At 66.8% G+C, this 22,399-nt stretch carries 14 protein-coding genes; 5 read left to right on the forward strand and 9 right to left on the reverse strand.

Annotated features, from left to right (window positions below):
• Positions 1–102: 102 nt before the first annotated feature.
• The 3 genes from LCD33_RS01015 (at position 103) to LCD33_RS01025 (ending at position 5,908) form a co-directional block, all read left to right on the forward strand.
• Positions 103–1,980: a propionyl-CoA synthetase gene (locus tag LCD33_RS01015; protein ID WP_255615295.1), complete on the forward strand. Its 1,878-nt coding sequence runs from the start codon at positions 103–105 to the stop codon at positions 1,978–1,980.
• 608 nt (positions 1,981–2,588) lie between these two features.
• Positions 2,589–4,937 (forward strand): penicillin acylase family protein, encoded by a 2,349-nt coding sequence (locus LCD33_RS01020; protein WP_224966716.1) that lies wholly within the window; start codon positions 2,589–2,591, stop codon positions 4,935–4,937.
• 47 nt (positions 4,938–4,984) lie between these two features.
• A complete protein-coding gene (locus LCD33_RS01025; RefSeq protein ID WP_224957820.1) occupies positions 4,985–5,908 on the forward strand; it encodes a polysaccharide deacetylase in 924 nt (307 codons plus the stop codon).
• 45 nt (positions 5,909–5,953) lie between these two features.
• Here LCD33_RS01025 and LCD33_RS01030 read toward each other — a convergent pair whose 3' ends face one another.
• Together LCD33_RS01030 and LCD33_RS01035 are read right to left on the reverse strand one after the other, a co-directional pair.
• Complete coding sequence (locus tag LCD33_RS01030) at positions 5,954–6,580, reverse strand: response regulator transcription factor (protein ID WP_224957821.1); 627 nt, start codon at positions 6,578–6,580, stop codon at positions 5,954–5,956.
• Positions 6,577–8,205 (reverse strand): GAF domain-containing protein, encoded by a 1,629-nt coding sequence (locus LCD33_RS01035; protein ID WP_224966715.1) that lies wholly within the window; start codon positions 8,203–8,205, stop codon positions 6,577–6,579. Before LCD33_RS01035 ends, LCD33_RS01030 begins: the two co-directional genes overlap by 4 nt.
• Positions 8,206–8,421: 216 nt before the next feature.
• Here LCD33_RS01035 and LCD33_RS01040 point away from each other — a divergent pair, with 216 nt between their 5' ends.
• Complete coding sequence (locus LCD33_RS01040; RefSeq protein WP_224966714.1) at positions 8,422–9,879, forward strand: MFS transporter; 1,458 nt, start codon at positions 8,422–8,424, stop codon at positions 9,877–9,879.
• A 230-nt stretch (positions 9,880–10,109) separates the two neighbouring features.
• Here LCD33_RS01040 and LCD33_RS01050 read toward each other — a convergent pair whose 3' ends face one another.
• From LCD33_RS01050 to LCD33_RS01075, 6 genes are all read right to left on the reverse strand, one after another.
• Positions 10,110–11,177 (reverse strand): TIR domain-containing protein, encoded by a 1,068-nt coding sequence (locus tag LCD33_RS01050; protein WP_224966713.1) that lies wholly within the window; start codon positions 11,175–11,177, stop codon positions 10,110–10,112.
• 148 nt (positions 11,178–11,325) lie between these two features.
• Positions 11,326–12,237, reverse strand: a complete 912-nt coding sequence (gene cas7c / locus LCD33_RS01055; protein WP_224966712.1) for a type I-C CRISPR-associated protein Cas7/Csd2 — start codon at positions 12,235–12,237, stop codon at positions 11,326–11,328.
• Positions 12,238–12,250: 13 nt separating this feature from the next.
• Positions 12,251–14,071, reverse strand: coding sequence for a type I-C CRISPR-associated protein Cas8c/Csd1 (gene cas8c, locus LCD33_RS01060; protein WP_224966711.1), 1,821 nt, complete (start codon positions 14,069–14,071; stop codon positions 12,251–12,253).
• Positions 14,071–14,703 (reverse strand): type I-C CRISPR-associated protein Cas5c, encoded by a 633-nt coding sequence (gene cas5c, locus LCD33_RS01065; RefSeq protein WP_224966710.1) that lies wholly within the window; start codon positions 14,701–14,703, stop codon positions 14,071–14,073. Before cas5c ends, cas8c begins: the two co-directional genes overlap by 1 nt.
• A 129-nt stretch (positions 14,704–14,832) precedes the next feature.
• Entirely contained in the window at positions 14,833–17,694 is a 2,862-nt protein-coding gene (gene cas3 / locus LCD33_RS01070; protein ID WP_224966709.1) for a CRISPR-associated helicase Cas3', read from the reverse strand.
• A 39-nt stretch (positions 17,695–17,733) separates the two neighbouring features.
• Positions 17,734–19,947 carry a tetratricopeptide repeat protein gene (locus tag LCD33_RS01075; RefSeq protein WP_224966708.1) on the reverse strand — a complete coding sequence of 738 codons (2,214 nt, stop codon included), beginning with the start codon at positions 19,945–19,947 and terminating at the stop codon, positions 17,734–17,736.
• Between the two features lie 173 nt (positions 19,948–20,120).
• Here LCD33_RS01075 and cas1 point away from each other — a divergent pair, with 173 nt between their 5' ends.
• The gene (cas1, locus tag LCD33_RS01080; RefSeq protein WP_224966707.1) at positions 20,121–20,831 is read left to right on the forward strand and encodes a CRISPR-associated endonuclease Cas1; all 711 of its coding nucleotides are present in this window, start codon (positions 20,121–20,123) and stop codon (positions 20,829–20,831) included.
• A 480-nt stretch (positions 20,832–21,311) separates the two neighbouring features.
• On the opposite strand, the gene LCD33_RS01085 is transcribed toward cas1, so the two are convergent.
• Positions 21,312–22,031: an MAB_1171c family putative transporter gene (locus LCD33_RS01085; protein WP_224966706.1), complete on the reverse strand. Its 720-nt coding sequence runs from the start codon at positions 22,029–22,031 to the stop codon at positions 21,312–21,314.
• Between the last annotated feature and the right edge of the window lie 368 nt (positions 22,032–22,399).

Genomic DNA, 22,399 nt, shown 5'->3' on the forward strand with positions numbered 1-22,399 from the left:
CCACTCCGACACCCGGCCACCCTCGAGGCGCCGGAGTGGCCCCAGCACCACACATTTCAGACCGGAAGCCCGTGACAAAGCAGTCACGGGGATCGGAGCAGCATGATTGGATATCAGGAGACCTTCCGCGCCAGCGTCGAGGAGCCCGAGACGTTTTGGCGCGAGGCCGCGACGGCGCTCGACTGGCACCGCGCACCGGAACGCGTCCTGGACGACACCGCTGCACCCTTCTCCCGCTGGTACCCGGACGGGCAGCTCAACGCCTGCCACAACGCCCTGGACCGCCACGTGCAAGCCGGCCACGGTGACCGCGCCGCGCTGATCTACGACAGTCCCGTCACCGGGACCAAGAAGACCTACACCTACGACCAGCTGCTTGATGAAGTGGCGCGGTTCGCCGGTGCACTGACCGAGCTCGGAATTGGCCACGGCGACCGGGTCGTGATCTACATGCCCATGGTTCCCGAAGCCGCGATCGCGATGCTGGCCTGCGCCCGCATCGGCGCGGTCCACTCAGTCGTCTTCGGAGGATTCGCCCCGAACGAGCTGGCGATCAGGATCGACGACGCTGCCCCCAAGGCCGTCGTCACAGCTTCGTGCGGGATCGAAGGCAAGCGCATCATCGAATACAAACCGCTGCTCGAGCGCGCACTCGAACTGGCCGATCACAGCCCGGATCACTGCATCGTGCTGCAACGCCCGCAGGCGGTCGCCGAGCTAGGCGGCCGCGATCTCGACTGGCACGAGGTGATCGCCACCGCCAAGCCTGCTGACTGTGTCCCGGTGGGTAGCACTGATCCGCTCTACATCCTCTACACCTCGGGCACGACGGGCAAACCCAAGGGCGTCGTCCGCGACACCGGCGGCTACGCCGTGGCCCTGACGTGGTCCATGCGCAACATCTACGACGTCGGCCCTGGCGAGACGATGTTCAGCGCCTCCGACGTCGGTTGGGTCGTCGGGCACTCCTACATCGTCTACGCGCCCTTGCTCGCCGGCGCCACCACGGTGTTCTACGAAGGCAAACCCGTCGGGACACCGGACCCGGGCCAATTCTGGCGCGTCATCGCCGAGAACCAGGTGAAGGCCCTGTTCACCGCGCCCACCTCGTTGCGCGCGATCAAGAAGGAAGACCCGGAAGGTTCCTTCCTCTACGACTACGACCTCTCCAGCCTGCGCACCGTGTTCCTGGCCGGCGAGCGCCTGGACCCGGAGACTCTCCGCTGGGCCCAGGATCGCCTCGGCATCCCGGTCATCGACCACTGGTGGCAGACCGAGACCGGCTGGCCGGTCGCGGCGAACCTCATGGGACAGGAGCCCATGACCGTCAAACCTGGCTCTGCGACCGTCGCAGTCCCCGGCTGGAACATCACGGTCGTCGACGCCGCTGGCCGGCCTGTTCCGCGCGGCACCGATGGCACGATCCTGCTGAAACTGCCGCTACCCCCAGGCGCGCTGACCACGCTCTGGAACGACGACGAACGCTACGTCTCCTCATACCTGTCCGAACACCCGGGCTACTACGCCACCGGCGACGGCGGACACATCGACGACGACGGCTACGTGTTCATCATGGGACGCACCGACGACGTCATCAACGTGGCCGGCCACCGGCTCTCGACCGGAACCATGGAGGAGGCCCTCGCCGCGCACCCGGCAGTCGCCGAATGCGCTGTGATCGGCGTGGCCGATCCGCTCAAGGGGCAGCTACCCCGGGGATTCGTCGTGCTGAAAGCCGGCGACCAGCACAACGAGGTCACGGTCATCGCTGACCTCATCACGCTGGTTCGCGACCGAATCGGAGCAGTGGCAGCGCTCAAAGACATCTCGATCGTGCCCGCCCTGCCCAAGACCCGCTCCGGCAAGATCTTGCGGAAAACGATGAGAGGAATCGCCGACGGCGCCGACGAACCGGTGCCCTCGACCATCGAGGACGCGGCCGCGCTCGACGCACTCCGTACCGTTCTGCGGCGCGACTGAGAACTCCGCCCCGACACGAGGTGTCTCGCGGAGCGATGTCCAGCGCCGCGAGCGCCATCCAGAACAAGGTCGGCTCGGCACGTCGCTGCTCGCCGTGATGGGCTCCGCCGCGCGGCGAGCGCTCCAGCCCCTTCCCAAGGCGGTGAACTCGGCGACCACGTCGGCGGACGTAGAGCCGGTTCGCTGCGGTGCATGCCCGGCCGCCGTTTCGGAGCCTCGCCGCTCAAGCGTTGGCGGCTGCTGATCGGGGCGTCGCAGTCGTCTCCGACGCCCCGTTTCGGCCTCGTACCGCTGGGCACTGAAGGCTCCGACGGCCCATTCGATCCGTCTCTACGCCGCCTGGGGACCACGGCCATCACGCGGCCACCACCCTCGCCGGTCTCGCCGCGGCTCGTCTCGTTCTGCATCGACCGATCGGCGCTTCGGTGAGCCCGTCGGACACCTAGGTTCTACGCGTTCTTCCCGCGGCTTCGCGCGTTCGGGCGAGTTCGCACTACCTGAACGGGCAGTGGGGCGGTGCCCGTTGGACGCTTGGTGTTTGCCGACGTGACGAGCGCTTGAGCTGTTTCACTCGGCTGAGCAAAGGCAGTGAGGCTGGAGGTATCGGCGTGGAAGTGCAGCGGCGAGAGCCGAATCGGACGTCGTTCACGGTGCCGGGCCTGGAGGGACCGGTCGAGATCGTGATCGACAGCTGGGGCGTCCCGCACATCTATGCGACGGACACCTACGACGCGTTCCGGGCGCAAGGGTTCAACGCCGCTCGCGACCGGTTGTGGCAGATCGACTTCTGGCGCCGGCGGGGGTTGGGGCGGCTCTCGGAGGTCTTCGGTGCCGAGCACGTCGAGCGGGACCGCGCGGCGAGGCTGTTCCTCTACCGCGGCGACATGCGCCGCGAGTGGCTGTCCTACGGTTCTGACACCAAGCGGGCGAGCGTCGCCTTCGTGGAGGGCATCAACGCCTTCGTCGAGCTGACCCGCCGCGACCCGGATCTGCTGCCCGTCGAATTCCGGGAGCTGGGTTACGAGCCCGCCCTGTGGGAACCGGAGGACGTGGCGCGGATTCGCAGCCACGGTTTGTTCTACAACCTGCGCGATGAGGTCACCCGCGCCCGGACCCTGCGAGACCTGCCACGTGAGGTCGAAGAACTGCGTCGCCGTCGCGAGCCGGAGCGGAACCTGACGATCCCGGACGGGCTGGATCTCGACGTCATCCCGGACGATGTGCTGTCGGTCTACGACCTGGCCACCTCAGCACCGGCCTTCGGGCCGTCCACCCCGCTGGACCCGCAAGGTGACGTGCTTCCGGAGGGGAGCAACAACTGGGTGCTCGCCGGTTCGCGCACCCGGTCCGGTCGTCCGCTGCTGGCCAACGATCCGCACCGCGCTGCCGCGGCACTGCCCGGGCTGCGCTACATCGCGCACCTCTCGGCACCGGGCTTCGACGTGATCGGTGGGGGCGAGCCCGCGCTGCCGGGCATCTCGATCGGGCACAACGGGCGCATCGCGTTCGGTCTGACGATCTTCGCGATCGACCAGGAAGACCTCTACGTCTACGAGACCAACCCGGACGACCCCCATTCGTACTGGTACCAGGGTCGTTGGGAGCCGATGCAGCGGCTGACGGAGACGATCGAGGTGCGCGACGGCGAAGCGGTCGAAGCCGAGCTGCTGTTCACCAGGCACGGCCCGGTGATCTACCAGGACGACGCGCGCCACACCGCTTTCGCGGTCCGGGCCGCCTGGCTGGAACCGGGAATGGCCCCGTACCTGGGCAGCATGGACTACATGCGCTCCCAGAACTACGACGAGTTCCTGGCCGCGATGAACCGGTGGGGCGCACCGCCGGAGAACCAGGTCTACGCCGACCCGGCCGGCACGATCGCGTGGAAGACCGGCGGTCTCACGCCGATCCGGCCGAACTGGGACGGGACGTTGCCGGTGCCCGGCGACGGGCGCTACGAGTGGGCCGGTTTCTACGACGCAGACCAGCTTCCCGGTGCGGTGGACCCGGAACGGGGCTTCCTCGCCACGGCCAACGAGTGCAACCTGCCCGAGGACTTCCCGGCTGACCGGCACATCACCTACGACTGGTACGCGCCGTCCCGGCGGCACCGCCTGGACGAGGTGCTGGCGAAGACCACCGACGCGACCCCGCAGAGCATGGTCGCGTTGCAGAGCGACTACCTCAGCGTGCCCGCACGGAGGATCGTGAACCGGTTGCGCGAGCTCGACGTGCCCGCCGACACCGACGGCCTCGCGATGCTGCTGGACTGGGACGGTGAACTCGCAGCGGATTCGTCTGCGGCTGCGCTGTTCGAGGTCTGGTATCGGCGGCACCTGCGCCCCGCATTGCTCTCGCGTGCTGTGGAGGCCCACGTCGGGACCGAAGCCGCGTCGAAGACGGCGCAGCGGATCTCGCCGGCGGAGGACCTGCTCGCCGACGCGAGGATCGACTTGGAACTGGTCGAGGAACCGGGCGACCGCCTGGGACCGGAGCCGTCGAAGTTCCTGGCCGCAACGTTCGCGTCGACCCTGCCCGCGGCTGTGGCCGACCTCGTGGGGCTGCTCGGTCCGGATCGCGCGCAGTGGAGTTGGGGACGTCTCCACGTCGCCCAGGCCAAGCACCCGCTCGCGGCGCGGCTCACCGGCGTGCCCGAGGACCGGTTGGTCGCCGGCCCGGCACCGCGCGGCGGTAGCGGTGACACCGTCGGAAACACGGCGTACGGACCGAACTTCGTGCAGAGCGCCGGAGCGACCTTCCGGCTCGTCGTCGACGTCGGCGAGTGGGACTCGTCGCTGGCGATGAACGCCCCCGGGCAATCCGGGCGCCTGGACGACCCGCACGCCACCGATCTCTTCGGGCCGTGGAGCCGTGACGAGGCCTTCCCGCTGCTCTACAGCCGCGAGCGCGTGGACGAAGCGGCCGAGCAGGTCATCCGCCTCGACCCGTCCGCCTGACGCACGCCTCGAACACCCCGCACCCCCGTTTTCAAAGGAGAGGACTCATGGGTCACCTGCAGTTGCCGCCTGGCAAGAAGATCGCCGTCAACCTGGGCACCGATTTCGACGCTCAGGCGCTGTGGCTGGGCGGCTTCAACCGCCCAACCCCGTCGGCCATGTCGCGAGGCCAGTTCGGTGCCGAGGTGGGTGTGCCCCGCCTGCTCGAGCTCTACGAGCGCTTCGACATCACCACGACCTGGTTCACGCCGGGCCACTCGGTGGACACCTTCCCGGAGCAGTGCCGCAAGGTGCTGGAAGCCGGCCACGAGTTCGGTCACCACGGCTACTACCACGAGATCCCGCCCGGGATCGACCGCGATACCGAGCGCCGGTTGGTCGACCTGGCCTTCGACTCGTACAAGAACGTGCTCGGCATCCGGCCCACCGGGTACCGGTCGCCGTACTGGGACTACAGCGAGAGCACGCTGGACATCATCGAGGAGTCGGGTTTCCGCTACGACACCAGCCTGATGGCTCGGGACCTGGTGCCGTACCGGCCGCAGCGCTGGCAGATCAACTGGGAGTCCGCCAACGTGGCCGGCCCGGCCAGCTCGGTGATCGAGATCCCGGTGAACTGGTACCTCGACGACTTTCCGCCGCTGGCCTACACCGGTGCGCAGGCCGGGATGCAGGACACCGAGACGATCTTCCGCCGGTGGCGGGACATCTTCGACTACGCCTACGAGCGGGTCGAGAACCCGGTCTTCGCTTCCTGCGTGCACCCGCAGATCATCGGGCAGGCGCAGAACATCCTCTGGTATGAGCGGCTGATCGAGCACATCGCCGGGCACGACGGCGTCTGGTTCGCGACGTGCGACGAGATCGCGCAGGCGTGGGTGGACGACGAGGAGGACGAGCGCAAGATGGCGCTGCCCGACGTCCGGGGCGTCGAGCAGGCACCTGCGGATTCCAGCTGGGCCCGCGGCTGACCGGGACGTGAACGGCGCTGACCCCGGCCTCTCCTGCGGCCGGGGTCAGCTGTCGTCGATGAGGTGCAGATCCATGGCGACCCGCACGAGTTCGGTGCGCCTGCGCACCTTGTGGCGCCGCAGCATCGCGGTGACGTGGAACTTCACGGTGTGCGGACTGATGCAGACCTCTTCACCGATGCGGTGGTTGTCCATCCCGCGAGCGATCATCCGGACGATCTCCAGCTCGCGATCGTTGAACGCCGGTTGCTCCGGGCCCGCTGACCGCTTGAGCAGACCGCTGGCCAGGCGGGGCTCGAAGTAACTGCCGCTGGTGGACAGCTCGCGGATGATGCCGGGCAGACGAGCGGTCGTCGTCTCCTTCAGGACGTAACCGGCCGCACCCGCCCGGATCGCGCGTTCGAGCAGTTCCGCGTTGCCGTAGGCGCTGAACACGGCGATCTTGAGGTCGGGAAACGCCGCGCTCAGCACGGCGCAGGTGTCGATGCTGTTGCCGGAACCCAGCCGCATGTCCAGCAGCAGAACGTCCGGGCGTTCGCCCTCGACCAGCTCCTGCGCCTCGGAAGCTGAGGCAACCGCGCCGACGAACTCCAGGTCGGGCTCCCGGTCGGCCATGGCGCGGAGTCCGTCGTGCACGATCTCGTGGTCGTCGACGACGCAGAACCTGATCATGAGTTGTTCCTCGTGGGTACCGTGGCGCGGACTACGTAACCTTCCACGTCGGGTGGTGACAGGCGCTCGACCTGGCCGCTGACCTGCTCCGCCGCGCGCTGCATGGCACGCACGCCGAGGTGGCTGCGGGCTGCGCGCTCCTCGCTGTGTCCGGAGGTCGAGCGAGGCCCGGGACCGGCGTCGGCGATCGAGAGCACCCAGCGTTCGGCTGTCGTTTCCAGGCTGATCTCGGCAGGGCGTTCGGCGTGCAGGTCTACGTTCACCAGCGCCTCCTGGCCGATGCGGATCAACGCTTCGGCCACCGCGGAGGGGAGCGTGGAGTCGGGTCGGTTCGTCGTGAAGCGGTGTCCGGCATCAGGACGTAGCGAGGCCTCGGCGATCTCCTCCACCACCTGATCGGCAGTGCGTTCGGAAGAACTGCCGATCAACGTGTCCAGCTGGCCGCGCAAGGCGTCCATGCAGCGCTCGGCGGCGGCTGCGATCGACGCCAGGTTGGCTCGGACGTCCGGGTCGGCGCCGTGCTCCTCGTGGCCTCGCTCGGCGGCGAAGCCGATCTCCAGCAGCCCTCGAACAGCGGTGTCGTGCAGGTCGTAGGCGAGGCGTTCCTGCTCCTGACGACGCAAGACGTCTCTCCGGTAGGCGTCCGTCGCCCGGCGCTTGAGACCGAGGGTCGCGTAGCCGGCGAACTCGCCCAACACATCTTCGTCGGTCTCGCTGTACGGGCGCAGCTTGCGGTCGCCGACGTAGAGGACGGCCTGCACCTGCTCGTCGACGACGATCGGTGTGGCCATCGCGGACACGATGCCCTCGCGAGCGGTCTCGGCGACCGGGGCGGCCTGCAGCCGGGAGTCGCGGGCGTAGTTGAGGGACCGAACTGTGTGGCGTTCGGAGCGGGCCAAGCCACCGAGCCCCTGGCCTTCGCGGATCCGCAGGTGCCGGAAGTCCGGGGTGTGGATGCCGAGCACCTGGTCGAAGGTGAACGTGTCGACGTCGTGCTCGGGCAGCGAGAGGTAGGCGACGTCGGAGTTGAACAGGTGCTGTGCGGACCTCAGCAGCGTGGTCAGCGTCCCGCCGACGTCGGCGCAGTCCACCGCTGCAGCGGCCACCTCCTTCATGGCCTGCTGCAGGTCGCGGTTGATCTCCACCGCACCTTGCCGGCGGCCGGTGGAGACGGTTTTGCGCACGCTGGCGCTCAGGCGGCGAACGACGTCCGCAGTTGTCCGGGGGAGGGCTGGTGTGGTGTTGGTATGGCCGACGACCACCATGCCGTCGCCGTGCTCGTCGGCCCAGGGGACCACGAGCGCTGAGCGCAGCAGCAGCTGGTGCGGGCGCAGATTGGAGCGCAGCAGCAGGTCGGCGAGCACGGCCGGCTGTCGCCGAGAGGGCAGCGAGCTGAGCTGGAACGATTCGTTCGGCAGTGGCGGATCGGCCAGATCTGGCGCGTCGACGGCCAGCATCAGCAGGTCCGAGCGCGGCGTGCGCGGCCGGTAGCCCACCAGACCGACGGAGGCGCCGACCAGACCGCGGACTTCGCTGAGCACCGGCCGCAGGGCCGCGTCGATGGTGTCCGACCGGCCCGCGTCGAGCAGGTACTCGGTGCGTACCCCCATGGGAAGGCTCGGCATTGCTCTCCTCCCTGGCGACGCCACTGTCCGCACCCAGTAAAACAACTGACGCGGATAAAAGTGAACTGCGGGAATGTCTTTGCCTCGCTCGGGTAGTGGAGCACTGTCCTTTCGGGCAGTGACCGACCGTTCCCAGAGCCGCGCATCTTTGCCCACGCCGGTACCCGGTGCGCTGGTCCACTGTGTCAACAGTCGACGGCCGGGCCACAAGCCTGCGTGACCGAGGCTGGCAGGCGCCGCGGCCGGGAGCCGCCCCTGCCTGCGTCTTCCTGCACCGAGCTATTCGACATCGTCGAACGCGCCGTTTCCACGCGCCGGTTCGGTGGCCCGACGCCAAGGAGCTCCATGACCACGCATTCCGAAAGCCTCGCGCGTGATCCCGCCGATGACCACGCACGCACGGAACCGGACGGATCGGAAGGCGAGCGGGTCCCGTTCCGGGACATCCGCCGTTCGACGGTCATCTGCTGGGTGGCCGGGATCGTCGCCGTCTACGACTTCATCCTCTTCGGCACGCTGCTGCCGCGCGTCTCGGAGTCCTTCGGCTGGTCCGAGTCCTTCGCTCTGCTCGTCGCCACGCTGGTCAGCGTGGGCACAGCGGTGGTGATGTTCGCGATCGGCCCGGTCGTGGACCGCATCGGCCGCCGTCGCGGCATGATCGCCACGGTCACCGGCACCGCTCTGGCGTCCGCGGCCAGCGCTGCGGCGAGCGGGGCGGCCAGTCTGGTCGGAGTCCGGTCGATCAGCGGGCTGAGCCTGTCAGAGCAGTCCGTCAACGCGAGGTACCTCAACGAGCTCTACACCGCCGCCGAGGACGAACGGATCACCCGCCACCGCGGATTCGTGTTCTCGATGGTCCAGACTGCCTGGCCGCTGGGCGCCCTCGCCGCGGCCGGATTCGTCGCCCTCGTCTCCCTGTTCCTCGCCCCGAGCCAGTGGCGCTGGGTCTTCGTGCTCGCCACGATCCCGGCGTTGATCGTCGCCGTGTGGTGCCGTCAGCTGCGGGAGAGCCCGCAGTTCCTGGCTCAGAAGGGTCAGGGAGCGGTGGAGGAACAGCGCTCCGCTGCGCCGTTGTCGATGATCTTCCGTCGTGCCCAGCTGCGCAACACCCTCGTGCTGGCGATCGGCTGGCTCACCAACTGGATGGCGATCCAGACGTTCAGCGTGCTCGGTACGACCGTTCTCGAGGTGGGGAAGGGCTTCAGCGCCTCCGACAGCCTGCTCCTGGTCGTCGCGTCGAACGTGGTCGCCGCGCTCGGGTATCTCGCCCACGGTTGGCTCGGTGACCGCTTCCCGCGGCACCGGGTGATCTCGTTCGGCTGGCTCGTGGCCGCGGTCATGTTCGCGTTGATGCTGCTCGGCCCCAACCGCGTCGCGTTCGTGCTCGTCACTTACATGATCGGGTTGTTCTTCCTGCTCGGGCCGTACGCGACCATCCTGGTCTTCCAATCGGAGTGCTACCCGACCGAGTGCCGCGCCACCGGTGGTGCGTTCGCCTTCGCGATGAGCCAGCCCGGCGCGATCCTCGGTGGCCTGCTGATGTCGGTCTGCACCGGGCTCGGCTGGGGCTACGGCTCGGCCGCGCTCTTCGTCGGTGCCGGTGCCTGCTTCGTCTCCGGGGTCGTGATACTCGCCGGCCGCACCGTCTCCGCGAGGTACACCGCGGATGTCTGATCCCCGCCACACGGCGGAAAGAAGTCCGGACTGGGTTTCCGGGGCCAGGCCCGTACCAAAGAAACCGAAGGACGGTGGCCGGCACCAGGGCCGCCCAGTCGCTCTCACTGGTGACGTCGTGACGCACGTAGAGCGCGGCCTCACCGAGCTCGTCGGCGAGCGCCTTGCCCTCCTCATCGAGGATGTCGGCGATCACGACCTTCGCGCCTTCCTCGACGAACAGGCGGACTTCATCCTGAACGGGCTTGCTCGAAGCGTTCTAGGGCCTGGTCGAAGTTCGCCGAGTCTTCCGGTGAAATCTCGAGGGGGAGGGTTATTTCGAGGGTGACGTCCTCACCGGCGATGAGTTTTGCGTGCATCGTGTCGACTTCGGCGCGGAACTCGTAGACGAAGTCCCGGAGCCGTTCCACAGGCTGCCCGGCATACCGGGCGAGTGCGTGCAGTACGTCATGGGCTTCATCGGACACCGTCGCGTAGCTCCGCAGATGGGAAGCCCAATCGATGAACGACTGATAGACCGACACGTAACGGCTCGCCAAGTGGACGATCTCGTCGACGTTGCCCGGTTCGCCCGGTTCGCCGAATGCGGATCGCTGTGCGGCAGCGTCGAGGACGGTCCTGAAATTTCTGGAGATGCTGTGCACGGTCGCCAGTTCGCGCTGCACCAAGCGCTGGACCTCGTGTTCAGGAACGAAGTCGGACGTCGGAGCGTAGCCCATGCGATGGTCGAGGTATCGTTCGTGAAGTTCGGCTACACCGCGCACCAGCGAGTAGGCGAACAACAGGTACTCCCAGCCCGCAGGGCGCTCGCCGACCAGGATCGTAGCCTGGTGTTCATCGCGAGGGACGCAACCGTTGAAGCTGCCGCCTCGATCCGCCGTCGCGCCGCTGAGCTTCTGCAGGATCGCCTCGGCGATGCCGCTGGCACCCATCGTCGCCCCGTCGAGGAAGCTGATGGATGACCTCACGCCCGGGAGCGGGGTGCCGTCGAGGCTCACCGGCAGCAGGTAGGGCGTGGGTTGTTCTAATGCGCGGAGCAGAACACTTCGTCGTTCGAACCTGGTCCACGCTTTCGCCGCGTAGTGGCACGATACGAACATGACGGCGTAACGAGCGCGTTCCTCGTAGACCTTCGGGAGGTACTCGGTGAGGTCCTCGCCCCAGAGCATGACCTGTTCGTCCTGGTCGTAGAAGACCTTGTAACCGGCGCCGGTGACTTCCCGGACCACTTGCTGCACGAACTGACGATCTTCGCCTGCGAAGGTGACGGCGACGTCGTAGTCGTAGGTGTTCTCCACGTTGAAATTATGGCGCACCGCGTCCGCTCTTCGTGCACGCCTTGGGTTTTCCGGTGTTGTCACTTCTGGTGTCGTGGCGAATTCCCGCTCGCCGGCGAGCAGCGATTCGGCGGATCGCGGTGCTACTCCTGTGATGAGATCGCGTCGATCAGCTGACCAACTTGGTGAGCGCGACGCCGTGGGGGAGCTCGGCATCGTTCACAGCAACGGTGTAGTCCCCGAAGCGCCGTGCTGGCTCTGCTTGATCCGTGGCCCGGGTGACCTGGATGCGTTCCGTGAGTGTGTGGGCCGGCGCGTTGCCGAAGGCGTTGTCGTGGCTGAAGGCGTAGAGGCCGCGGGTGCACATCGCGCCCCTGCTGGCGGTGCGGTCGTGGTCGAACATCATCTCGAGGGTTCGGTAGAGCAGTTCGAAGTCCCGGGTGTCGACGCCGGTCTTGGTACCGCGTGCGGCGGAGTAGGAGATCTCGGCTCGGTAGAGGCCGTAGGGCACGGTCCACTTGCCGCCCATCTCCGTGCTCTCGCCCCTGTCGATGTCCGCTTGCCTCGTCTGCGTGACCCGGGTGATGGCGTGGTCCATCGGCACGATCGGTTCCATGCTGCGGGCCATGGTCACCTGGAACGGGCCGCGGATCTGTCCGAGTGCGTTGGTCTTGCCCACTGAGAGCACGGCGCCGAACAGGCGGATGTCGGCGTAGCGGTGGCACAGCCATGCGCGGGCCTGCTCGGCCTGCTCCGGCGTGATCGTGCGTTGGCGCTTCTTGCCCTGCTCTTCGAGTTCCCAGCCGTGGGTCTCGTAGGCCTCTTCCAGGCGGGTGTTGAGGGCGTACCCGGCTTCGACGAAGATTCCGTACCGCTCGATGTCGTCGCCGCACGCGAGGGGGAGCGTGTCGCGGATCTTCCGCTTGATCGCGACGTCGGTCATCAGTCCGTGCCCGGTCTCGCTGTCCATGCGAGGCCGGTTGCCGGCGTCCGGATCACCATTCGGGTTGCCGTCGGTGATGTCGAAGAGGAGCACGATGTCGTGCCGCACGGCAGGATCGAGGTGTACCGCGGTGGTCATGGATTCGTGCTCCTCAGTCATCGGTGGGCTGGTCGGTGTGCTCTTCCTCGGCGCCTGGCTCTGTTTTCGTGGGGCGGGCGGCGCGTTCGTGGTGGTAGCCGAGGATGAACTGCTCCTGCTGCTGGAGGTTGTTCGTGGCGGGGAGACCGTCGGTCGCGTCGATCAGGCCGTAGATGGCGTGGAGCTGCTTCTCGAAGTGGGTGGACAGTCCGCCTCGGCCGGTGCGGCGGAGCTTGCTGAACCACGCCTTCGCATCGAGGCGCCCGGTGACGAGGGCGGTACGCGGGTTGCGCGCCGCTCCGGCGAAGAAGCGGTCGGTGTAGGTGGTGTTGAGCTCTTGCTGCTGTTCGGCGTCGGAATCGTCCTGGTTCGCTTCCCGGTTGTTGTTCGCGGCCGCTTGCAGCTGGGCGAGAACGGCGAAGAGCCTGCCGGCGAGGTAGGCGGGGTCCCGGTGGTCCGGGTCGAGTCCTGGTGGCATGGAGCGGTTCTCCTTGGTGGACGCGCTGCGGTTCAGTGCCAGCCGGATGAGCGCGGCACGGCGATCGTCGACGTGACCGTCGGACGAGATCCGGTGCACGAGGTGGGCGCGCAACGCGGGTGGTAGTGGCTTCTTGCGCAGCGCGCAGCGGTGCAGTTCCCGCATGATGTAGCGAGGCCGATCGGAGCTGCGGTCGGTGAAGTCGACGTACCGGCCCCGCCGTGCTTCCCATCTCCCGAGGCAGCGAGCCAGATCCTTGATGCCGTGCATGCGGTGCCCGTCCGGCCAGGCGGGTTCGGTCTCGTGATCGAGGAACCAGTTGCGGATGTTGGATTCGAGCTGGATCAGGGGCATCTCGATCCAGTCCCGGATCATGATCCGGGACCGGTTGCCGCCGACGGACAAGGCATAGAACATTCCTAGGGATTCCTCGTCGAGGCGGCCCGCGCCGTCGGTTTCATCGGGCTTCCACACGCTGTACAGCAGATGGCGGATCTGCTCTTGGTCGGGCTTGTCGAGTGCGTCGATATGGGTGGGGATCTTCGGATTCACGAGCCACCACGCGGTCCTGCTGTCCTGGCCGCGCAACGTGATGGAGTCCCGCTCGAGGAGGTCTTCGAGCCCGGCGGAGAGCGCGTCACCACAGGTCGCGCACACGGGTACGTGGTGGAGCGCCTCGCTCAGGTCGTAGCCGAACACACGCTCGTTGATGCTGACCAGGACCGCTTCATTGGACGCGCCCGGGACGAGCTTTCCGGAGATCGGCAGCGGGATCCTGCTCAGCAGCGGGCTGATCTGCCCGCACACGAGGCACGTCCCGGATGTGCCGGTGCCCTTTCTGCGCAGCACCTCGTCGAACCAGAACGGCGGGACCGAGTCCGCCTCGTGCGCGGCTTGGCCGTCGACCGCTAGCAGAACCCGTTGGTTCGACGTGAACTCGTCGGGTCGTTCGACTGTGGCCACTCGGTGCTCGCGGTAGAAGCGGCCGAGAGCCTGCGCGATGGGGTCGTCCGTGGCGTGGGAGCTTTCGCTCCAACGCTGGATGAGGTCCGCGAAGGCGCTGTGATACTGCGCGGTGCGCGCGACGTTGGCCTTCTCGTCGGCCCAGCCGAGGACGTACTGCACCGTGTCGGCTGCGAGCAGCGGGTCGACCTTGCTGGATCGGTACAAGGTCGGCACTGGGTACCCGGGTCCTTTGCCCTCGTCCGTCTCGTCGGCCAACGGCGTCAGGCGAGCCTCGGTGATCTCGCCCCGGTCGGTGCGGATGTCCAGTTCCCACTGGCATTCGCGGACGCGGTGGAAAGGACGGTCGAGGTCGCAGTGCTCGCGGGCGTATTCCACGATGTGATGCAGCATCAGCTCGGTGCCCCGTCCCGACCGCTGGTGCCCGACCGGGGAACGTGCAGGACACCATGGCGCAGTTCGGCTTCGAACCAGGAGAAGCTCAGCGGCTCGCCGTTATCACCGTGGTGCACGGTGTGCAGCATCCATCCGAGGTATGAGGAGAACTGGAGCGGTGGGCGTTCGGTGACTTCGCTGAAGTACGCGGTGAACTCGCGCGTCCCCAGGTAGGGCTGCGTGAAGCAGCGTCCCTTCTCGACCCGTCGGCGGAACTGGTCGCGGTACGCTGCAGCGCTCTTGTTCGCCCTTGCTGCGAGATCGACCTGGGCGTGGATCCGGTATCGGACCTTGCGCAGGCAGACGGCGTTGCGCTGCACGCGGTTGCCGGCGGTGTCGACTCGGCGGTTGCCGTAGGCCGCGTCGGTGAGCGAGGCCAGGTCGTCGGTTTCGTTGCGGCGCATGGTGAACTGCTGGATCGGTTCGAGCACCTCGATGGCCTCGATGCGCCAATGCATCTCCGGCTTCCAGAAGATCGACTCCAGCACGCCCACGGCTGCTGATGGCGTCATGACGGGATAAGTGACCCGCTCGGCCTTCAACGCGGGATTGGTGAACAGCGCCCCATCCCCCCAGACCTCGACGGACACGGGAGTGACCTTGCCGCGTTGCACGTCCGGACTCGATGTCGTTGCCACACAACGATGTTCGGGGAGTTGTCCGGTCATGGTCTCCGCTTTCGCCGATCTTCACCCGGATAGAGCACGTGGTGGCAGCGTTCAGCCGGTGCTCTCCGCGACCAGCGGCTCCTCGTCGATGCCGACTCCCTCGTCATAGGGCCCGCGCCAGATGTTGAGATCGCCGACGACGTGCTCCAGGTGCCCGTCGCGGAGCTTGTCCACCGTCCAGATCGGCAGCTGGACCATCCACCCCTGCAATGCACGAACGGCGGCCGCGGCGTCGGCTTTGTCCTCGGTCAACGCGGTGAGATGTGCCTGCTGTTCGGGAGATCCGTCGTGGATCACCACCGGGACCGAGTTCTGGCTGATCATGCGGAACGCTTTGTCGCGATCGCGTCGGCCTCCTTCGAAGCCGGCGTCACGCGAAGGCCCGTCGACCACGTCCCGATACTCCAGCCTCTTGCGGCTCTCCTGGATCGTGCGCCCTGCATTGAGGTGGCGAGCGTTGCGCATGTTGGAGCCCTCCAGCCCGAGCTTGCGGTACAGCTCCAGGTAGTACTCGCGCAAGGCCGTCGGGTCGTCCGGATCCGCCTTGCCCGGACCGAAGTGTGAACGTGTCACCGCGATGCGCGTCTTGTACTCCGGAGGGGCATGTCCGTCCGAGGGGTCGAAAATCACGACACGAGCGGTGGATTCGCCATGCCTGCCGGCTCGTCCGGCTGACTGCTGGAGCGAGTCAGCGGGAGCGATGGCACGCCAGAGGAGGGGGAAGCTGATGTCCACCCCGGCTTCCACGAGCTGGGTCGCGACGAGGATGACGGGCTGCGCTTCCTGCAACCGCCGATTGACCTCTTCGAGCACACGACTTCGGTGGCGCGGGTACATCCTGCTCGACAGGTGCCAGACGTCGTCGCGCTGCTCCTTCAGCAACCGGTACAGCCGCCGGGAGTCCTTGGTGCTGTTCACCATCACCAAGGCTTGTTCCTGCTCGACCAGCTCTTCCGCCACCTCGATGAAGGTCGGGCGAGGATCGAGTCGCCACTCGTACTCCACGCGTCGGGCCCGCTCGAACAGGTCGGCCACGTCGTCGATCAGGCTCGTCGGTTCGAGCTGGATCTCGCGCCACACCGACAGGCTCTGGAACTCGGGCTGGGTCGCCGAGGTCAACAGCACCGTCGTGCCGAAGTGCTGGACCAGCAGGCGCAGCGAATCCAGGATCGGCAGCAGCAGTCGAGGCGGCAGCGATTGCACCTCGTCGAGCACCAGCACCGAGTTCGCCAACCGGTGCAGCTTGCGCACCTGCGACGGGTGCCTGCCGAACATCGACTCGAACAGCTGGACCGTGGTGGTCACCACGAACGCCGCATCCCAGTTCTCCGAGGCGGCCTTCACCCACTCGGCGCGTTCACGCTCGTTCGACTCGTCGATGTGCACCTGGGAGTGGTGTTCGAGGACGACGGGTGCGCCGGTCTGGTCGAGCAGACGCCGGTAGATCTGGGCGTTCTGCTCGGTCACGGTGATCAGCGGCATCGTGACCACGATCCGCCGCTTGCCCCACTTCTTCGCGTGGTGCAGCGCGAAACCGCCTTGTGCCAGGGTCTTGCCGGCTCCGGTCGGCGCGGGTAGGCGGTAGATCCCCGGTGGCAGCGTCGCCTTCGCGAGGACGCTGTCGTAGACGTCTTGGCGTACGGCGTCCATCGGTCGCGGGGGGAGTTCCTTCAGCATTTCGGCGCGGCGATCCTCGAAACGCTTGACCAAGACGTCCATGTCCGCAGCGGATTCACCGGTCGGCCGGGTGCCGTTCTTGTGCGCGATGGTGTCGAGTCGGTCCGCGTCGACCAAGGCGGAGAAGGTCATCCGGAGGCCCATCTCGTACAGCAGCGGGTCCTCGATCCACGTTTGCGGGATCAAGGAACCACCATCGAGTATCTCCTGGGCCTCGGGCACTTCCGCGAGGAACCGTGCCTTCGCCTCGGCTTCCCCTTCCGGAGCGGAGGCACGCAGCACTCGCTTGAGTTCGCTGACACCGCTGAGCCCGCTGTGGTGTCCCAGCACTGCCATCGCGCCGAGGTGCGCCACGTCCTTCACCATGCGGGTCCCGAGCTCGTCGTGCCTACCCACACTGCTTCGTGACCCCTGTACCTCGCGAAGGCGGCGCTGCCAGGTCGAGGAAGCTTTGCCCGCGTCGTGGAACAGTCCGAACGCCTCGGCCAGTGGTCCCGCGCCCCAGTGTTCCGCGAAGCCCCGAGCGAGGGTGGCGGTGGAACGGCTGTGGTCACCGAGCGAGTGCCAGTCGCCGCGTTCGTTCGGGCTGTGGGCGGCGATGAGCGGGTGTGGTGGCTCCGCTGGTTTCGTTGCGCTCTTGGCGGGAGGAATCGTTGAAGCTTGGTGTCCACCTCGTGCTCGGGACTTCTTGCGTTCCAGGTGGCGCTGTCTATTTTCTTGCAGGTTTCCCCGCTTGGGTGGAATAGAACTTGGAAATTTGTATAGTACGTCGAGTAGGTCTCCTGCTTCGTCTGCCGTGAAGCCGTCGATTTCGTAGTGAGTGCATACTGAGCGACCGAGGAACTCTGGGATTTCGTCAACGGTGTGTCCGGGAATGAGCACCGGTAGGAACCTCGGGGTCCAGGTGGTGCGATCGAAGTTGAGTTTAGACTGCATGATCTCTACTTCTGCACGGAGGCCTCTGCTCTGGTTCCAGTTCACTTCGCCAAGAGCTACCTTCTCGTAGTTTGGTGAGACGATGACGAGAGTGTAGTCGGCTTTCTCGATCTCTTGCTGCATCCAATTCTGAAGGTTCACTCTATCGATCAAAGTGTAGGCGTCTATTCGGACATCAAATCCCTCGTCGATAAGGAGGTCTGCGAGCTGTCGGACGGCCGATTTGTGCTCGTCTGACTCGTGCAAGTAGGAGATGAAGACGACGAGGGCGGAGTCGTCCCCCTCCGGACGTGCGGCCATGGTTGCCCCCAGGTCGGCATTTGTGCCCGTGCTCGTGGATCAGCAGTGGTCGTTGGTTCCGCGGTTCTCGGGCGGATCAGCGCCGGACTGCTCGGGGGCTTGTGTCGCCGCAGATTCCGCCCCGCGCTGGAGCTGCTCCAGCTCGTGGACGAGCTGCTGCGCCTCGGGCGCACCGAGCCGCCGATAGCGGCCGAGCGCGTCTTCCCAGAACTCGCGAGCCGAGGCGCCGTCACCCTCGCCCAGCGCCACGCGACCGAGTCCTTCGAGAGCTCGTGCTTGCTCGAAGCCGCTGCCGCACTCCGCTCCGAGGGTCAGGGCCTGCTCGTGGGCTCGTCGTGCTTCGTCCGGGTTGCCGGCGGGGAGGTGGGCCTCGCCGAGCCCGTTGAGCGCCATCGCGGCGTCGACGTGCAATTCTCGGTCTTGGAAGATGGAAAGCGCTCGGCGGAGGCGGCTGATCGCGGCGCCGAAGCGTCCGAGGTCGATCTCGACGAGCGCCGCGCTCCGCAACGTGATCGCCACGTTGCGGTCGTTGCCCACATCCTCGTAGCGGGCGAGAACCTCCTCGTTCTCCCGCAGTGCTGCTTCGAGCACGTTCCGGTGGTGCAGCACCGTTGCGAGGTTGGCCATCGCGTTGCTGACGCCGTGTTCGTCCCCGACGTTCCTGAACAGCTCCCGGGCCACCTCGTAGTGCTCGGATGCCTCGCGCAGCAGTCCTTGTTCCAACAGCGCCAGCCCGAGGTTGTTTCGGGTGTGGGCTTCCGCGTGCCGGTCCGAAGCCTGTTGGGCGGCCGCGAGCGCGAGTTCGTGGGTGCGAACCCATTCCTCCCAGTGCTTGGAGATGAAGAAGTACCCGCGCAGCGTGTACGCCATCTGCCACAGGTCAGGGTCCCGCGCGATGCGTTCGGTGGGCAGGAGCGCCGACACGTTGGGCAACTCGGATTCGAACCACCGGAGTGCTGATTCGTGGTCCGGTAGCTCGGGCGATTCCCGTGTCTCGCCTGCCAGGGAAATGCGGTATCGGCCTGGCGTGAGGATCTTGTCGGCGCGCTCGGCGGCGTGCAGGTAGTACTCGAACATGCGCCGCAGCGCGGCCTCGCGTGCAGGCCCCGTGTCGTGCTCCTGGGCCTTTTCCATGGCGTACACCCGGAGCAGGTCGTGCATGCTGAAGCGCCCGGAGATCGGCTGGGTGAGGAGATGCGCGCGTACGAGAGCATCCAGCGCCCGGTTGGCGTCCCTGGGGCTCGTGTCGAGCAACGCGGCCGCGGCGTAGCGATCCAGTTCGCGCCCCGGATGCACGCCGAACATCCGGAAGGCCCGTGCGGCCTCGTCGGACAACTTGTCGTAGGACCAGGAGAAGACCGCTCGTGCATCGGTCGCAGGGTCGTCCTCGGCTTCCAGCACGTCCAACTGGCTGCGCTCGTCAGCGAGCTCTGCCGCGAGCTCGGCCAACGGCGTCAACGGTCGGGTGCTCGCGAGCTGCCCCACGACGCGCAGCGCGAGCGGTAGGCCGCAGCAGAACCGCACGAGCTCACCGGCCGCCCCCGACTCGTCGTCGACGCGGTTGCCCACCAACATCCGCAACAAGGCGGTACTGCTCTCTCCGCTCAGCGCGTCGAGTTGCAGAAGTTCGGCGCCATCCGTGCTGATGAGCCCGGACAGAACTCGCCGGCTGGTCACGACCACGTGGGATCGGGAGGAGCCCGGGACCAGCGGGCGGACCTGTCGTTCCGATGCGGCGTTGTCCAGCACGACGAGCACCCGGAGCGGGGAGAGCGTGGTTCGGTACAGCGCCGCCCGTTCGTCGGGATCTCCTGGAACGTTCCCGGCAGGAATGCCCAGCGCGCGTAGGAACCTTCCCAAGATCTCGGCTGGTTCGACCGGCTCGACCGGGCCGAACCCTTGCAGGTTCGCGTACAACTGCCCGTCCGGGAATCGGTCCCGAACCTGGTGGCCCCACTGCACTGCCAGGGCTGTCTTGCCGACGCCCGCAGTTCCGCACAAGAGGACGATCGGCGGCGAGCCGTCCTGGGCTTCTTCAGCACGAAGACCTGCGTGCAGCGTGCCGAGTTGCGCATCGCGGCCCATGAAGGAGTGCGGGGCGGAGGGGAGCTGCCTCGGGGTATGAGGGTCCAACGCGATCTGGTGCACGTGAACGGCACCGTCGATGCGGCCCGCCTGGATCACCATACCGGCGCGACCTGCCACGGCATTGGTCGTTCCGTCGGCATGCTCGTGCTCGCCCCAGCCGGGCATGCAGATATCTCCCCCTGCCGATCCCGTTGATCAAACGCTATTCGACCGCGCCCGGAGTGGCCTCGGTACCGCCGTTCGAGCGCTCTTCAGCGGACGCGTGCTGCAGCTCTCGTCGGGAGTAAAGTGCGCCAGGCAAGCGAAATGTTGCCGTACTCGAGTGTGATCTCGGCTGCGTGCTGTCCGTCGGCTACGGCATGCTCCGCGTGGCGTTGACCGGTGCCCTCGAACAAGTCGGGTTGGATCCCTACATCGGGTACTTGCACGGAGTTCGTTCGGGAAAGCCTTCGCTGGCGCTCGATCTGATGGAGGAGTTCCGGCCGCTGCTGGTCGATCGGTTCGTCTTGTCGTTGTTCAACCGGAAGGAGATCACCGCCAAGCACACCACCCAAGATCCAGCCGGTGGTGTCGCGCTCACCGAGGATGGTAGGGCGTTTGTGCTAGACCGATGGTCGAAAGCACGCGAACGAACGTGGCGGCACTCCGCCCTCAAGCGTGAGATGCCCGCAGGCCTCCTTCCGAACGTGCAGGCGCGCTGCTCGCGCGGCACCTCCGCGGGGATCAGCCCGCCTACGAACCGTGGATCGCGAGCTGACGTGGAACTTCTGATCACGTACGACGTCGACACCACTACATCAGCCGGACGTCGCAGGCTCCGGCGAGTCGCGAAAGCTTGCGAAGCGTACGGAGTCAGGGTGCAAAAGTCCGTGTTCGAGATCGTCATGAGCGAAGTGCAGCTGTTGCTCTTGCGCCAACGCCTGCTCGACATCATCGATCCGGAACTCGACAGCATCCGGGTCTACCGCCTCCCCGGCCGGGCCTTCAACGAAGCTCAACATCTCGGCCATTCACCGCCGGCAGGCTACGACACCCCGCTCATCTTCTGATCGAAGCTTCGGAGTGGGTAGCGTCCTGGGACACACCGTTTGGTTCCGAAGCGATTCCCGGGCGTGTCGATGACGGCCGGAGAACAGCAACCTCAATGGAAGATGGATTGTCCTGCGTAAGCAGGGTGGCATCGGCCCGCCAGGGCCGATGAGGATCGCAACGCCAGCTCGGACGGGACCAGCGCGGACAGGTCATCGGTGGCATCGGCCCGCCAGGGCCGATGAGGATCGCAACGGCGTTACAACCGACGCTTTCACACAGAATGGACTGTGGCATCGGCCTGCCAGGGCCGATGAGGATCGCGCGTACTGGAAGTTCGCAGCGGTGAAGGATGAGTCGGGCGAGAATACCGGTCCTGGGCGCTCGATGAAGACCATCGCGGGTTTATGAGCGTTTTACATGGTGATTCTCGCTTTCTGTCTGGTTGTGGCGGCCCCGCCTGATCAATTCCTGTTTCTCCCGTTGGAGCGGGATGCTGGCTAAGAGCGTGAACCGGTCTTTGATCTCAGCTCGACGAATGCGTCGGCGATGGAGAGAAGTTGCCGAGTATCGGCGGCTGCTTCGGTGGATGTGGGTGGCGCGATGATGCTGGGTGCGCGTCGGGGTATGGCGGAGCTGGTGCTGCCGTGGAGTGCGCTGTGGATCAGCTTGGCTTGCTCGGCGGCGGTGTGCGCGGTGTCGGTGGGCTCCGGCAGGTATGGGCTGAGACAGACGAGGCCGTCGCGGATTTCGACGATGCGGCGGTAGGTCCGCAGGCGCATCGCGCGGAGGTGGAGGCGTTCGCGCCGGGGTGTGGCCATGGGGAACAGGGCGATGGTGGGGAATCGTTCGACGAGGGCTTCCCAGAGGGGGCGGAGTCGGCGGTAGGTGCGGCGGGCTTCGAACCAGAGGTGGATTTTGATCAGGGCGGTGCGTGCTCCGGGGTAGCCGATGCCGAGGAAGAACGTGGTGATGCCGACGGCAAGGACCGGGGTGGTCCAGGTGGCGGTGGCGGGTATCGGGTCCACTCCGAGGAACAGGCGGCTGGCGGTGGAGATCGTGCGGGGGAGATGGACTCCGGCGAGGTTGATGAGCAGGCCGGTCGCGGCGATGTGCAGGCTGAGGCGTGCGCGGGATCGGGTGTGTGTGCTCGTCGGCAGGGAAGGAACTCCGTAACAGCGGGTGGGATCGGCGCAACAGCTCCCGGCCTTACCGGTCACTTCCAAGAGCGACAGCGGGCTCGTCGGTCTCGGTTTCCCACAGCTGCAGGAGATAGTCCTCCACGGCATCCGAGACGGCGAGATCGAAAGCTGTATCGCGTCCGCTGGCGTGCACCCGGACGCGGCACAGCGTGCTCTCCATCCGAATAGGAGTCCGGAGTTCGGGTGAGGGCTCCCGCATCAGTCCGGCCACCCGCAGTTCGCCCTGTGGCGCGTGAAGTGAAGTCTCCACGACATCTTCCCAGGTGTGCGTCACTGGTGGTGGGGGGCGGCGGCCCGCGCCCCCCCCCCCCCCCCCCCCGCGGGGGGGGGGGGGGGGGGGTTTTTTTTGTGGTGAGCCAGGGGGGGGGGCAGCCCGGGGCGGAGGA

The organism is Saccharopolyspora sp. 7B, assembly GCF_020177435.1.
In the GTDB taxonomy this organism is placed as follows: Bacteria; Actinomycetota; Actinomycetes; order Mycobacteriales; family Pseudonocardiaceae; genus Saccharopolyspora_C; species Saccharopolyspora_C gregorii.

Bases quoted from the DNA above. Each gene is read 5' to 3' on its own strand.
- LCD33_RS01015 (WP_255615295.1), top strand. From the start codon at position 103: ATGATTGGATATCAGGAGACCTTCCGCGCCAGCGTCGAGGAGCCCGAG.
- LCD33_RS01025 (WP_224957820.1), top strand. From the start codon at position 4,985: ATGGGTCACCTGCAGTTGCCGCCTGGCAAGAAGATCGCCGTCAACCTG.
- LCD33_RS01030 (WP_224957821.1), bottom strand. From the start codon at position 6,580: ATGATCAGGTTCTGCGTCGTCGACGACCACGAGATCGTGCACGACGGA.
- LCD33_RS01035 (WP_224966715.1), bottom strand. From the start codon at position 8,205: ATGCCGAGCCTTCCCATGGGGGTACGCACCGAGTACCTGCTCGACGCG.
- cas7c (WP_224966712.1), bottom strand. From the start codon at position 12,237: ATGACCACCGCGGTACACCTCGATCCTGCCGTGCGGCACGACATCGTG.
- cas8c (WP_224966711.1), bottom strand. From the start codon at position 14,071: ATGCTGCATCACATCGTGGAATACGCCCGCGAGCACTGCGACCTCGAC.
- cas3 (WP_224966709.1), bottom strand. From the start codon at position 17,694: ATGGCCGCACGTCCGGAGGGGGACGACTCCGCCCTCGTCGTCTTCATC.
- LCD33_RS01075 (WP_224966708.1), bottom strand. From the start codon at position 19,947: ATGCCCGGCTGGGGCGAGCACGAGCATGCCGACGGAACGACCAATGCC.